12 protein-coding genes are annotated in these 13,667 nt (G+C 51.5%); 7 read left to right on the forward strand and 5 right to left on the reverse strand.

Annotation, left to right across the window (positions count from 1 at the left end; translation table 11 throughout):
• Nucleotides 1–44: 44 nt before the first annotated feature.
• On the reverse strand, nt 45–1,040 hold the full coding sequence (locus tag NZD86_RS17315) for an asparaginase (RefSeq protein ID WP_268043296.1): 996 nt from the start codon (nt 1,038–1,040) through the stop codon (nt 45–47).
• Between the two features lie 154 nt (nt 1,041–1,194).
• On the opposite strand from NZD86_RS17315, the gene NZD86_RS17320 reads away from it, so the two are divergent.
• Genes NZD86_RS17320 through uvsE form a run of 4 tightly spaced genes read left to right on the forward strand, consistent with a single transcriptional unit; the run spans nt 1,195 to nt 4,836 of the window.
• Nucleotides 1,195–2,139, forward strand: coding sequence for an MFS transporter (locus NZD86_RS17320; protein ID WP_268043298.1), 945 nt, complete (start codon nt 1,195–1,197; stop codon nt 2,137–2,139).
• An 18-nt stretch (nt 2,140–2,157) separates the two neighbouring features.
• On the forward strand, nt 2,158–2,409 hold the full coding sequence (locus NZD86_RS17325) for a hypothetical protein (RefSeq protein WP_268043299.1): 252 nt from the start codon (nt 2,158–2,160) through the stop codon (nt 2,407–2,409).
• The gene (locus NZD86_RS17330; protein WP_268043301.1) at nt 2,406–3,818 is read left to right on the forward strand and encodes an MFS transporter; all 1,413 of its coding nucleotides are present in this window, start codon (nt 2,406–2,408) and stop codon (nt 3,816–3,818) included. Before NZD86_RS17325 ends, NZD86_RS17330 begins: the two co-directional genes overlap by 4 nt.
• A gap of 49 nt (nt 3,819–3,867) precedes the next feature.
• Nucleotides 3,868–4,836, forward strand: coding sequence for a UV DNA damage repair endonuclease UvsE (uvsE, locus tag NZD86_RS17335; RefSeq protein WP_268043303.1), 969 nt, complete (start codon nt 3,868–3,870; stop codon nt 4,834–4,836).
• Between the two features lie 27 nt (nt 4,837–4,863).
• On the opposite strand, the gene NZD86_RS17340 is transcribed toward uvsE, so the two are convergent.
• Nucleotides 4,864–7,029, reverse strand: coding sequence for a HelD family protein (locus tag NZD86_RS17340; protein ID WP_268043304.1), 2,166 nt, complete (start codon nt 7,027–7,029; stop codon nt 4,864–4,866).
• A 74-nt stretch (nt 7,030–7,103) separates the two neighbouring features.
• Nucleotides 7,104–8,081 (reverse strand): magnesium transporter CorA family protein, encoded by a 978-nt coding sequence (locus tag NZD86_RS17345; protein ID WP_268043305.1) that lies wholly within the window; start codon nt 8,079–8,081, stop codon nt 7,104–7,106.
• A 277-nt stretch (nt 8,082–8,358) separates the two neighbouring features.
• Between NZD86_RS17345 and NZD86_RS17350 the strand changes: the two genes are divergently transcribed.
• Entirely contained in the window at nt 8,359–8,511 is a 153-nt protein-coding gene (locus tag NZD86_RS17350; RefSeq protein ID WP_268043306.1) for a hypothetical protein, read from the forward strand.
• Between the two features lie 68 nt (nt 8,512–8,579).
• Here NZD86_RS17350 and NZD86_RS17355 read toward each other — a convergent pair whose 3' ends face one another.
• Together NZD86_RS17355 and NZD86_RS17360 are read right to left on the reverse strand one after the other, a co-directional pair.
• A complete protein-coding gene (locus tag NZD86_RS17355) occupies nt 8,580–10,208 on the reverse strand; it encodes a long-chain fatty acid--CoA ligase (protein WP_268043307.1) in 1,629 nt (542 codons plus the stop codon).
• A 134-nt stretch (nt 10,209–10,342) separates the two neighbouring features.
• Nucleotides 10,343–11,191: a GDSL-type esterase/lipase family protein gene (locus NZD86_RS17360; protein WP_268043308.1), complete on the reverse strand. Its 849-nt coding sequence runs from the start codon at nt 11,189–11,191 to the stop codon at nt 10,343–10,345.
• A gap of 196 nt (nt 11,192–11,387) precedes the next feature.
• Between NZD86_RS17360 and kynU the strand changes: the two genes are divergently transcribed.
• Entirely contained in the window at nt 11,388–12,668 is a 1,281-nt protein-coding gene (gene kynU / locus NZD86_RS17365) for a kynureninase (protein ID WP_268043309.1), read from the forward strand.
• A 213-nt stretch (nt 12,669–12,881) separates the two neighbouring features.
• Entirely contained in the window at nt 12,882–13,643 is a 762-nt protein-coding gene (locus NZD86_RS17370) for a CDP-alcohol phosphatidyltransferase family protein (protein ID WP_268043310.1), read from the forward strand.
• The last annotated feature ends 24 nt before the right edge of the window (nt 13,644–13,667 follow it).

Here is a 13,667-nt window from a genome sequence, read left to right on the forward strand (position 1 = left end):
GACTTTGTTCCACATACGCCCCCACGGCACATCGTGAATGACCATCAAAACTGAAAATGATCCTGCATCTCGTCGACTTTTACGCCAGCCGCGCACAGGACGAGTAGACGAATTCGCGCTTTCTGTCCATTTAACCCGTTTGAAAAAATGCACCCCAAATCACGCAACTGCTTGCCCCCGCCCTCATATCCGTAGACATCCTGGACGTATCCGTTATAACAGCGCGAGACGATGACAACCGGTAATTGCCTGTCACACAGGCGCTGAATGACGGGCACGACGGACGGTGGAACGTTTCCCGCACCAAAAGCCTCGACGATGACGCCGTCTATCTTCAAATCGAGCAGCCATTCCAGCCAGGCTGCCTCCTCTCCCGCCACCATCTTTACCAGTGGAATATGGACGGTTCGCGGTGACGTGAAGTGATACGTTTTCGATCTCGACACAGGCTGATGGTAACTCACTCCCCGCGCAGTCACGAACCCAATTGGGCCGTACGACGGTGACTGAAATGTCGACACATTGCTAGTATGCGTTTTGGTGACAAACCGCGCTGCGTGGATTTCGTCGTTGAAGACGACGAGCGTGCCGCGTCCTTCGCTTCGCGGGTCTGCCGCAACGCGAATCGACTCTATCAAATTGACAGGACCGTCGGCGCCCACTTCATTGCTGGAGCGCATGGCACCAGTCACCACAATCGGTTTGTCAGACGCAACCGTTAAATCCAGATAGTAAGCTGTTTCTTCCAGCGTATCTGTGCCGTGCGTGATGACCACGCCCGACACGTGTTCACTTGCCAGTTGAGTTCGGACGACGTCGGCCAGTTCCTCCATCATGGCCGGTGTCATGTGGGGGCTAGGCACTTGGAACAGATCGATCATTTCACTTTGCGCATACTGCGACAAGAGCGGCTCAAGCCGATGAAGTGGCTGTTCGTTGCCGACTGAAACGGCATCTGTCCCTTCATCCAACTCCATGGCAATGGTACCACCAGTATTAATGACGACAATTTTGCGGTTCCCGCTCGACTCATTCCCCATTCGGGTCATCCTCCGCTTCTTCCGTGCAAGCCTGTAAAGAGAAGATATCACCGGACATTGATAGAACGCAAAGGTGTAAAAATTTTGGAAACGGAATATCCACACGGTATAATGATGTGGCGCACGAAACAGACGCAGAAAAGAGTGGAGAACAATGGAATACATAGAACAGGGCAGCAAGGCTTATCGCCGCGTAAACCTAGCTCTGTTTTTTGGTGCGTTCGTCATCTTCGCAAATCTCTATGCTGTTCAGCCATTATTACCGAAATTTACAACCACATTTCACATTCATCCCGCAACTGCTTCCTTGTCTCTTTCGGTATCCACGTTGATGATGGCCTGCGGACAGCTGGTGGCCGGATCTCTGTCCGAAGCGTTCGGAAGGCGGCCGGTGATGATCGTCTCGCTCGTCGCAGTGAGCATCACAAGCCTGTTGTCCGCATTCGCACCAAACTTCGACTGGTTTCTTGCGGCAAGAACACTTCAGGGATTCGCCCTCGCTGGACTGCCCGCTGCAGCCATGGCCTATCTAGGTGAGGAAATCCATCCAAATCACTTAGGTGCTGCCATGGGTCTGTACATCAGCGGCAACTCTGTCGGCGGAATGGTAGGGCGGTTACTCGCTGCACTCGTCGCACTCGTCTCCTGGAGATTTTCCATATTTATGGTTGGCATGATCGGTGCGGTCATTACGCTGTGGTTTTGGCGAAATGTCCCGGAATCGCGTCACTTTCATGCACAGCCGCTGCGTATGCGGGCACTTTCGCGAACGCTCCTACACCATCTCCGCGACCCGGGATTGGTTGTGCTGTTTGGCATGGGGTTTGTATTGATGGGCGGATTCGTGACGCTCTACAATTACATGCCGTTCCGGCTCAGCGGGCAGCCATATGTCGTTCCGGAATCGCTCATTGCGTGGTTGTTTCTTTTGTATGTCGTCGGTACCTGGAGCTCAACCTGGATGGGCAAACTGGCGGACAAATACGGCCGACGCAGAATCCTCTGGTTTGGTATGGGGATCTACGCGCTGGGTGATGCCGTCACACTCATCCATCCGCTCGGATTCCAGTTCCTCGGCGTCGCACTCGTGACATTTTGATTTTTCGGCGCGCACGCGTTGGCGAGTAGTTGGGTCAGTCGCCGTGCACAACGGGAACGAGCTCAGGCGTCATCTCTCTATTTATTCTTCTATTACATCGGATCGAGCGTCGGTGGTACCATCGGAGGCTTGTTCTGGGGAAAGTACGGCTGGCTCGGCGTGGCGGGTTTTGTCGGTCTATTCATCGTTCTTGGAATCGTCGGCACACTCACAATGAGTCAGATTCCAAACGTACAAGTCACATCAGAAAAGGAGGGTTACAGCACTTGAGCCAAGTCACACGTCAAACGAAACAAGACGAGCCGACCCGGGTAAAGCGCCGTGGCCTATTCTTATTCACTATCGCTTTAGGTGTGCTTCTTAATCCACTGAACTCGTCGCTCATTGCTGTGGCGATGACCCGATTCCAGCACGTGTTCCATGTCAGTTTCACAACGGCCTCATGGCTTATCTCATCCTATTACCTTGCGAGCGCCATCGCTCAGCCCATCATGGGCCGCCTCGCTGATCTGCTCGGACGCAAACGGCTATTTCTCATCGGTCTAGTACTCGTTGCGGGATCGTGTATTTTAGCGCCCTTCTCGCCAAGTTTTGCGTGGCTCATCGTGTTTCGCCTCATTCAATCGTTCGGCAGCGGTGCCGTTTACCCAGCCGGGATGGGCATCGTACAACACGTGATCACCGAACGCCAGTCGCAAGCCCTGGCCATCTTGGCTGTATTTTCGTCCGGCGCTGCGGCCTTTGGCCCGTCGATCGGTGGTATCGCCATGCATTATTTCGACTGGCAGGGCATTTTCTGGGTCAACTTTCCCTTTACCATCGCCAGTTTTCTCTTTGCCATTTGGGTCCTGCCGTCGGATCGCCGGTCCCGCCGAACCACCAATGCCCCCACCACTGATGCCAATCGATCGCGGTCGGTCATTCAACAAATGGACATCCCCGGGATTCTCTTGTTCACCGTCGGGATCGTCGCAGCTCTTCTGTTTTTGCTCTCCCTGACTGGACACATTCGCTGGTGGGCACTGCCGCTCTCCGTCCTTGGGTTCGCGGCCTTTAGCTGGCGCGAGCAACGTACTCGGCATCCGTTCCTCAGCTTCAATCTGTTTCGTCAGAACTTGCCATTAACTGGCGTACTGGTGCAGTTTACTGTCGTCAACATTATCTTCTACTCCGTATTCTTCGGGATGCCCACCTACTTGCAGGAAGTCCGCCTGTTCGATACGCAACAAACGGGCTTGCTGATGCTCTGTATCGCCGGATTCAGCGTCATCACGTCTCCTATCACGGGTCGGTGGGTGGCCAAGTCGGGATCGCGTCCGCCGCTCATTTTAGCCGGGTGTCTCATGGTTACGGGGAGTCTTCTGTATTTGACGTTGCACGGCCACAGTCCAGTCTGGTGGCTGGTGATTGTACTGTCCGTCATGGGGCTGAGCAATGGCTTCAACAACGTTGGCCTGCAAACCGCTCTGTTTCGTGTCAGCCCGAAGGAAATCATCAGCACGGCATCGGGCTTGTTTCAAATGGCGCGGTACATGGGAACAATCTTATCAACGATCCTTCTCGGGTTCCTGTTCGGACCGCACCTGTCGACCGCTAACCTGCACACCCTTGGAATTGTGCTGGTAGCAATGGGCTGCCTTGTCATCTTCATGAGCTGGCGATTGCCGAGAACTTCGTAGCGCTGGTTGCGCGTTTTCCGGGGCCTGTCTAATTCTTAGGAGGTTGACCATGCTTGTTCGCTTCGGCTTTGTGGCGATGGCACTGAATTTACAAAATGCGTCACCGTCAAAGACGATCACGTTGACCACATTTAACAAAATCCAGGACACAAATGCAGCCAAGCAACGAGTCGTCGGACTTGCCAAGGAAAACCTCGCTCACACATTACGAATTCTCAAATATGCTTTTTACGAAGATATCCATGTCTACCGGTTTTCCTCAAAACTCATTCCGCTGTACGGCCATGAAGTCACGTCCAGTCTAGACTTCATGGCCCTTTTAGCAGAGCCTTTCGCAGACATTGGACAATACGTCAAGGAACACCAAATGCGCGTGAGTTTTCACCCGGACCACTTCACAGTCTTGAATTCCCCGAAGGTAGACATCTTTGACCGATCCGTTGCCGATCTCAACCGCCACGTCGATATGCTCGAGGCGATGGGCCTGGACGAGCGTTCCAAATTGAACATCCACGTTGGTGGCGGTTACGGCGACAAGGCGTCGGCCATCGAACGGCTGATTGACAACTGGACCCGGGTCCCGAAGCGCATCCGGGATCGCGTTATTTTTGAAAACGACGACAAAACGTATACCGCGGCCGACACCCTTCGTATCTGCCATGAGTTAAGTGTTCCCATGACCCTTGATGTGCATCATCACAACTGCAATCACGAAGAAGGTGTAAACCTGGCAACGATTCTCGGGGGTATCTTCTCCACATGGCTCGACACCGGCCTTCAGCCAATCGTTCACTTCTCATCCCCAAAAAGTGAGAAAGAATTCCGTGCCCACGCTGACGCAATTGACGCAGACGCCCTGTGTTCCTTCTTAGACATAGCTCGAGAACATAACACGGACATCGACGTCATGATCGAAGCAAAACTAAAAGACCAAGCCCTGAAACAATTGATGCGAGACTTGCGGAATCGACCGCATGTGGAAGTTTTAGACGGAGGCACGATAAGGTATCGACCGTAGCACTTAGGTACCTATCTCCCACAGGCATCACGACGCAGTACTGTTGCGCTGTCCATGACTCGCGTCGATAAGGGGCGACAACTCGTCCGTGTACTGGATGCACAATCGGTGAAGTGCGCGTGTACACCCTACGTAAAGCAACTTTGCCGAGAGAGGTGACTCGTCGTAGTGGCGGGCGTCCGCGTCGACGATGAGGACCGAGTCAAACTCCAATCCTTTGGCCAAATAGATGGGGACGATGGAGATACCGCCCATATACTCTGTCTGTTTGGCGTCAATCAGGTGTGCATCAAGCCCTGCCTCCAGACACGCCAGGTGGTATACATGTGCGTCTTCCTCCGTGCGAGTCAACAGTGCAACCGTGTTGGCATCGCGTTTTAACTCATACAGTTTGTCGGCAGCGGCTTCCAACCGAACTTTCCACTCGATGTCCTCCACAACCACTTGCTCGCCACTGCGAAAGACGGGTTTGGCTTCGCGGAATTGGCGAAACCGGCGAATGATATGGTTCGCAAACTCGATAATCTCCAGCGTCGATCGGTAACTGACATCCAACTGATAGTATGCGGACTCGCCCTCCTCAAACAGATCTGCAAATTCGCGCCAGTCCGTTATCCCTTGATATGTGTGAATGCTTTGCGATAGATCGCCAAGGATAGTGAAGGAGCCACTGGGACAGTAAGCCCGAAGAACGGCAATTTGAAATGGTGAGAAGTCTTGGGCTTCGTCGATGACGACGTGATCGAACCTGTCACGGTGATCCACCCCATGAAGAGTTGCATGTATGTACAGAAGCGGTGCCAAGTCTTCGACTTGAACTTCAACGCGAGCGCCGCGCTTTTTCGGACGATAAATGCTGTCGGAATTCAGTTGTCCGTGCGAATCCAGAAATTCTCGGTACAAGTTAAGGGGCTTCAGAGTGGGCCACAATTTTTCATATGCCCGATACTTGGCCGTAGCAGCCCGCTTGAGTGATTTTTTATCCGCCTCAGTGCTTTCTTTTACGGAAATCTCCATCCACCGCTTGACGCGAGCAAGTACTCGATCCCGCCGATCCGCCAACGGATAGTTACGATAGTCTTGCCTGTACCACTGTTCAATCGTGTCCTTGGCAAGGACTTTGCCCTCAAACGGTATAAAATCTTCGTCCGGCACAGCCTCTACTTCGAATCGCTGAAGATACTCGTGAAGTTCATCCATCAAGGCCACAGAGCCCTTTGTACCGACGTCTCGGTACGCATCTGCACGCGCTCTTTCGTCCTTTAAGCCAAACCAGTCGCGCAGGCGATGGCTCTGATCTTGAAGACCCACTTCGTAATCCAACACCCGCAGTGCCCAGTTGGCAAACGTCGTCTGCTGAATCCCGCCAACGCCGAGTTCCGGCAGGACTTCTGAAATGTAGTCCACAAACATGGAGTTCGGTGCAAAAATGACCATCCGATCCGCCCGCATCCGATCCTGATGCTGATACAACAAATAGGCGAGCCGGTGCAATGCCACCGTTGTCTTTCCGCTTCCAGCTACACCTTGGATGATGATGGCCAAGTTTCTGTCGGCGCGAATAATGTCGTTCTGCTCTGCCTGGATGGTGGAAACGATGTCCCGCAGCCGACTGTCCTTATTCTCCTCTAATCTGTAGAGAAGAAACTCGTCCGTTATGGCCGCTTGGCTTTGTCCGTGGACGTAGCTGTCAACGACGCGCTGGAGTTCGCTGTCGCGAACGACAATGTTTCGCTTCAGGAACACCCGTCCTTGAATCAATCCCTCTGGCGCTTCGTAACCTGCTTCCTCTCCCTGTCCGGTGAAGGAATAAAACATGCTGGCGGCTGGTGCACGCCAGTCGAGGATCATTCGGTCTGCAGTGTCGGGATCGTCGATGCCGCGCTTTCCGATGTACATCCGGTGGCACTGTGATCCGCCCCGCTCACAAAAATCTAGTCGGCCAAAATAAGGTTCTCGCTCGGCAATGCGAAGATTCCGAAGTTTCTCGAGTTTCAACTGTTCCACCGTGGCTTCCGCAATTTCATCCGCTGTCAGCGCTTCATCCGCGTCGTCGGAATCGTCAATTTCGAGGAGTGTTGCACCGCCCGGCCCGAATTGCTTGCGGATTTTATTGAGGACATCCAGTAAATGCGCTTGTTCCTCCTGAAGTTTATCCATAGGGGCAGAATCGAACTCGCTCGACTCCATCATAAAGATACCTCCAGCTCTGAGTTTTCGTGAACCTTTATGGTATCACAACTCAAAGAGGAGGTAAATGAATACTCTTATATCCAGTTTTGCTTGCGGAACATTCGGAGCATCCACACACTGAGGCCAACCATCACTGCGACGACAATAAGTGTGCTCCACCATGTTTTTTGGAATGGCAGCGGCACATTCATTCCCATTACGCCTGTGATGAGCGTCAATGTAGCAGTTAAGGTCGTGATGATGGTCAAGACTCGAATGGCTTCATTCGTTTTTGCCGTTCCGTATGACGAATATGTATCCAACGCACTGCTCACCAAGTCGCGAAATACATCGATGGAATCACTGACGCGTTCCAGATGGTCCGTAAGGTCCATATAGTACGGAACATTATCCTTGTGTACTTCAAACGTATACCTTGTTCCTGTACCCACCGTGGAAAAAATGCGGCGTTGCGGATCGATGACCCGACGCATGAGCACAATTGTTCGTTTTAGAGACAGAAATTCCTCCGTGATGGCCAGTGCGGGATGCTCATAGATCTCGACTTCCAACTCGTCAATACGAGCTGAAATTCGTTCGATAATAGGAAAATACGTATCCGTGATGCCGTCCACGATGGCATACAGCAGATAATCCGGGCCCTTCGTCATGTAGTGAGGGGTCTTTCTGGATACGTCGGCAATGCGTCCAATGGAACCGATCGGGTTTTTATGTACCGTCACAACGTAGTTTTTCCCCAAGAAGACATTCAGTTCCTCACTGTTGATTTCCGGGTCACTGTCCTCGTTGTAGCGAAGTGCGTGCAACTCAAAAAAGTCGTATCCGTCGTAGCGATCGACCTTCGATCTCGGAGAATCATATATACAATCCTCGATAGCCAAGGCATGGAAAGAAAAAATACGCCCGATCCATTGCAGATCACGCGGCTGCCAGTCGAATAAGTCCACCCACAACAGGTTCCTTTCGTCTGCAAGCAGGCTACCGACCTGGTTCAAGTCCACGTCGTGGTGCATGCTCTCATCTGAATGTTGATAGAAATACGTCTTGATCATGAAAATTCCTCATTTAACCACTGGGTTCCGCAGAATGGCTTTACAAACTGAATATAAACGACACGTCTGTTTTAGGCTATCCCCATTCACGCCGGTTGATGTTTAAAGTACCCTTACCCGGTTGAGCGTAACCCAAACTAGGCGATCTCGTCCAGTGCAACAAACAGACTTACCCGCCAGTTTGTCGGTGACTTCCCGTGACATTCCCATTTGTCGAACATAAATCTGAGACCGGTTGAAAAGATAAACCAAATACCTGAATGGAAGGAACGAGAAGATGAATAAACGTGGTCAGAACCCACTTGATGTATTCCAACTCATGAAACGTTTCCCTCAGTTCCAGAGAATGATGACGGAAACGGGTAGACTGAATGAACGAACCGAGAGCAGCAGAAAAAAGAACATGTCCGATGAGGAAGAGACCAGGTGACTTGATTCCGTTACACTCTAGACATTAAGAAAAACCGGGCCCATCAGCCCGGTTTCAAACACATTCGCTCAAACTCGCTCACCGAGTAACTTACCCGATTGGAACCATTCTCTCAGAGTCTTCTTAGAGAATTTGCCCACGCTCGTTTTCGGAACTTCGTCGATGAAGACAAATATGTCGGGAACCCAGAATTTAGCCACTCTCTCCGTTAAATAGTTGCGCAAATCATCTTCCGTGACTTTTGACCGTGACTCCGTTCGAGCCACCACACACGCGAGTGGCCGTTCTTGCCACTTTTCGTCTGGAATGCCAATCACAGCTGCTTCCAGGACATCCGGGTGGGACATGAGTGTATTTTCCAAGTCAACCGAGGAGATCCACTCACCGCCGCTCTTAATAAGGTCCTTCGTCCGATCCACAATCTGTAAATATCCGTCGGCATCCATCGTCGCAATGTCCCCGGATCGAAACCAGCCGTCAACGAACGCGGATTTCGTCGCCTCCGGATTTTTGTAATACTCGCTGATGACCCAGGGGCCACGAATCAACAGCTCTCCACGCGTCTCTCCGTCGTGTGGTACCTCAACCCCGTTCCCGTCGACAAGTTTGATCTCCAATCCCGGTACAAGCAGCCCCGTCTTGGTGCGAATACGATACAGTTCATCCCCAGCTAGTTTGCTGTGGCGAGCCTTTGGGATACTGAGAAACGTAACAGGACTGGTTTCCGTCTGACCATATCCCTGTAACAACGTAACGCCGAGCTCTTCTTGGTATGCCTTTGTCAATGACAGTGGCATGGCCGCGCCGCCAGACAAGAGATATCGAACGTGACTGAAATCGTACCGATCACGGTTTGCCAACACGTGATTCAAAACACCCATCCAAATGGTGGGAACACCGGCACTAAACGTGACCTTTTCGTTCTGAATGAGATCGGCTAAGTCAGCAGCTGTTGGACGTTCGCCAGGTAACACAACTTTTGCACCGGCCCACATTTCTGTATACGGCCTTCCCCACGCATTTACATGGAACATTGGGACGACAGGCATCGTCACATCGCGTTCGTCAACCGCTACAAGTCCGGTCATCGTCGTTAAGCAGTGAAGAAACAACCCGCGATGAGAGTAGACGACACCTTTCGGATCTCCTGTCGTGGCCGATGTGTATCCAATAATGGCCGGTGTATTTTCATCAAATTCAGGGTACGCATATTGCTCTGATTCATTTTGAATGAGGGCCTCATAGCTTATAGCATTTGGTAAATCCACATCGACCGTTAGTGCGTCCGTCAAAATGACATATGTCTGGACGGTTTTCAGGTGAGGCGCAATGGACACAAACAGCGGAACCAAGTCCTCGTCAACAAAAACAACTTTGTCTTCCGCATGATTGATTGTGTAAACGATTTGTTCACCCGACAGACGAATGTTCACAGTGTGTAAAACACGGCCGGAACAGGGCACACCGTAGTACAGTTCAAGATGGCGTGAATTGTTCCAGGCAAATGAAGCGACGTGATCCCCCACTTCCACCCCGAGCCCCTTCAGCGCATGGGCAAGCTTGGCAGCCCTCTTAGCCATGTCAGCGTACGTGTACCTTTTCATACCCGTAGCAGTGCGAACGGCTATTTCCTGCTCCGGAAACACCGTGATCGCGCGATATAATACAGATTTCAGAAGCAACGGATAGTCCATCATCGAATATCACTCCCGCACTTTTGACCAGTGTCAACCTGGAAATTTAGTCACATGGTATGATTTTCATTGATAGCGCTTTCAATTGTAGTTAATCTACTCTCTGCCGAGATAGATACATCCTATCGCTAGGGACGTCAACCGTTCAACCCCCAATGTGTAAACTGTTTGAACCAGTTCCAAATGGACTGCCACGCTTGAGGTGAATTCAGATATTGTCCAACATGGAGGATTGACAGCGCCTTTTCGCCTTGTGTCGCCAATACGGCTTGCCCCTGTACAGTTGGGTGGACATCGTTTGCCAAGATGTCTTCCGGGTGATTATGCAACGCACCGTAGGCATCCGCCACCGGAAAATGGTACTGCGAAGCCACTTTTGAGATGGCGACATTCCCTGAGCCAATAGCCTTTTCCGCTACTGGGTACAAGGTCTTGTCGGTGGATGAAATGGGATCGTAGATGTTGTACAAAACTACTGCGGCCTTCGGGTTTAAAGTTTTGACTCTCTTGACAATCTGACCCACGTTTTCGCCCATCTTGGTCACGGCCGACGACAAGGAGTCCGCTAAATCAGATGTACCGGACCCATCAAGCGCGTGAAGTGCACCATACGTAAGCGCCGTTTGAAGTAGGTCATTACTTCCGATGTCGATGGTGATAACAGACGCATTCTTCACGGCAGTTTGCATCGTCGAAGAGTTGGTTAAAGCGTTGAGCAAATCCGTACTCGTCCAGCCTGGGACACCGAGATCGTCAGTTGTCAAATGCTGTTGCTCAGCGATGAGGTACGGGAAAGCTTGCTGAGATGGCGCCTTGTTGTCGCCAAGATTGTAGCCATAAGTAATGGAATCACCAAGTGCCACCAATTGTCCTTTTGATGCGGTGGGTGTATCTGTCGTCCCTGCCAGTGCCACCGAAGGTGCAGTAACCGCTGTGACAACGGACAATGCGACCAGGCTTCCCCATAAACGGTTCGATGCCTTCAACACCTGCGACCCCTTTCGCCGTCCCTTGAACCGAGTAGATAGGGCATAAGATTTCTAACCTCGGCTGTTGTTGACTCTCTGCTATTTTTATTATAGAAGAGACTGATTCATTTCGGAAGCATCCCCATACCCCCCGCTCAGTTTGATATGCTAGCCATAAGAGACTGCCATCCAGACGTCTGCGAGGTGTTTAGCAATGCCAAACAACGAGGAAATTTTAGCAGGTGCAAGGGCACTCGATGCCAGGGACCAACTGGCATCATTCCGCAGTGAATTCTATCTGCACGAGAATGTCGTTTATTTGGATGGGAATTCTCTCGGTCTTCTCTCCAAACCGTCCGAGGATTCCCTATACAGCGTGATAGAACAGTGGAAAACACTCGCCATCGACGGATGGCAAGAAGGGATGTACCCATGGTATGACCTGAGCGAAAAGCTGGGGGCTCGGGTCGCAGAACTGATCGGCGCCAGTCCCCAAGAGGTGATTGTTACTGGGTCGACTACCATCAACCTCCACCAGATTTTGTCTAGCTTTTATCACCCGACTGACAAACGGAATGTCATTCTGGCCGACGAACTGACATTCCCGTCTGATTTGTATGCGATTTCAAGCCACTTGTCGCTCCACGGACAGAATCCGGGGACGTATATGCGGCTCGCTTCAAGTCGCAGTGAACATCTCCTCGAGGAAGACGATATCGTCGAGGCGATGGCGGATGACGTGGCTCTGATCGTGTTGCCGTCCGTTCTCTACAGGAGTGGACAACTGCTCGACATACCGCGTTTAACGCGAGCCGCGCATGATCGAGGCATTCTCATCGCATGGGACCTATGTCACTCCCTTGGCGCTGTGCCACACGCGCTATCCGAGTGGGGCGTCGACTTTGCATTTTGGTGTCACTATAAGTATCTGAACTCCGGTCCAGGTGGGGTTGCGGGTCTATATGTGAACGAGCGGCATCTCGGGAGTTCACCTGGAATTGCAGGATGGTTTAGCTCAGACAAGTCAACCCAGTTTGACATGACACCGAGTCTCAGACACGCCACAGACGCTGGAGCCTTCCAAGTCGGGACACCTCACGTGCTAAGTGTGGCGCCCCTTATCGGGTCACTGAACTTATTCGAGGAAGCACGCATGGAACGAATTCGCGAAAAATCTCTGCAGTTGACAAATTATTTGATGTCGCTCATCGATTCGGAACTGGCATCCTACGGGTTCACAGTGATAAACCCTCGCGAGGCACCCCGGCGCGGCGGTCACGTGGCACTAACACACCCCGAAGCCGTCCGGATTGCCAAGGCACTGAAGGCAGCCAAAGTCATACCAGACTTTCGGGCACCAAACATCATTCGCCTTGCTCCCGTCGCCCTGTATACCTCGTTTGAGGATGTGGCCATTGCCGTTCTGCGCCTGAAGTCCGTCATGGAGTCAAAGGAATACGAGAAATTCGCGAACCAGCGAGATATTATAGCGTAGGTTAGTTTCGCGACGCGTATCCTTTTTTTGTCAACTATGCAGGTTTTGGGGCCATCCTAAAACTTGACATAAAACTGGATTGGTTCGATGATTATCGAGTAACATGAGCATTTTCAATGATTTTTCAATTTAACTAAGACATATTCAAGAGATAAAAACAGATAGTAGCTCAGCTACAGCGAGTCACACTCGCACTCAAAAGGACGGACTACATTGAAGTTTACAAACACATATTTTTATCGGTGCGCGGACAACCCATTTATTCGGTTTCCGAAACCATGGGACACCTACACAACATTGCCTGTGTCTGTTCCCATCTCGGAATGGCTTTGTCGCACAAGGCTCACGCCAAATCAGATATCTATTATTTCTCTTGTTATAGCTATCATTTCGGCGGGCGTTTTCGTCATCGGTACACCTGTCGCGCTCATCATTGGTGCACTGCTCTTTCAGTTATCCTATATTCTCGATTGCGCAGACGGTTATAAAGCACGCAAGATGAACATGTCTTCCAAGTTGGGCCACTGGATTGACCACACGTTTGACGAAATCAAGAAACCGATTCTTATGATAGGGATTTATCTGGGACAGAACGCGCTGCATCCACTTCCAGCTTGGGCATGGATCGGCGGATTCCTGTACCTTTTCAGCCGCGTTCTCGTCAAGACAGACAGCACAGTGAAAAAGGCACCTGCCGCAGCCGATGAATCGGCGCGAAACTTGAGCCGAACAGCGGGTTCCAACATGCTGTTAACCCCTAGGCAAACGTGGCTATTTCAGCATTTCGGCATCGTTACCCTGTTCACGTCCATTGAGGCCCAAGCCATAGCGTTTGTTGTTGGCCCAATTTGCCAACTACCCATGCTGGGCTTCCTTGTGGCCGGCTGCCTGTCCATTCTGTGGGTGTTCACAGTCGATGGCGTTCTCTATTGGCGGCGGGCATTGCAAAGTGAACGTACCACTGTATCGCGGTAATCGTTTTGCTAGAAGGAGTGTTTC

This window comes from Alicyclobacillus dauci (assembly GCF_026651605.1).
In the GTDB taxonomy this organism is placed as follows: Bacteria; Bacillota; Bacilli; order Alicyclobacillales; family Alicyclobacillaceae; genus Alicyclobacillus; species Alicyclobacillus dauci.